The sequence below is a fragment of the Sphingobium sp. D43FB genome (assembly GCF_002312805.1).
GTDB lineage: Bacteria > Pseudomonadota > Alphaproteobacteria > Sphingomonadales > Sphingomonadaceae > Sphingobium.
In genome coordinates this window covers 1-380 of the sequence record NZ_NMUA01000288.1, presented here as the reverse complement: position 1 = coordinate 380, position 380 = coordinate 1, and the positions used below count along the sequence as shown (strand labels likewise).

The 380-nt window shown below is 65.5% G+C and carries 1 protein-coding gene; it reads right to left on the bottom strand.

Translation table 11 applies throughout. From position 1 onward, the window contains the following. Positions 1-368, bottom strand: a 368-nt coding sequence (locus SxD43FB_RS24445) for an STN domain-containing protein (RefSeq protein WP_217988872.1), incomplete at its 3' end; no start/stop codon positions are given. Between the last annotated feature and the right edge of the window lie 12 nt (positions 369-380).

Genomic DNA, 380 nt, shown 5'->3' with positions numbered 1-380 from the left:
CTATTGGGCACCGACGTGACGTCCTGGGCCTGACGCGTGGCGCTGACCGTGATCTGCTCCAGGGCGATGGCGCCAGCGGTGCGTTTTTCCAGCACGACGTTGTTGTTGCCCAGGTTGCGATAGCCCAGATTGGTGCCCGCCAGCAGGCGTTCCAGGGCTTTACCCGCGGACAGATTGCCGGTCGCGCCGGGCGAGGTGACGTTGGTGGCCAGCGACGATGACAGGCCGACTTGCCAGCCGGTGATGCGACTGAACTCGTTAAGCGCGGCAGCCAGGGGTTGTTGCTCGATGGCGAAAGTGTAAGTGCCGCTGCTGCGACTGGCGGTTTCGGCGCTGCTGGTCTGGCTCGGGGTCGCGGCGAAAGCCATCGGGCTTGCAGC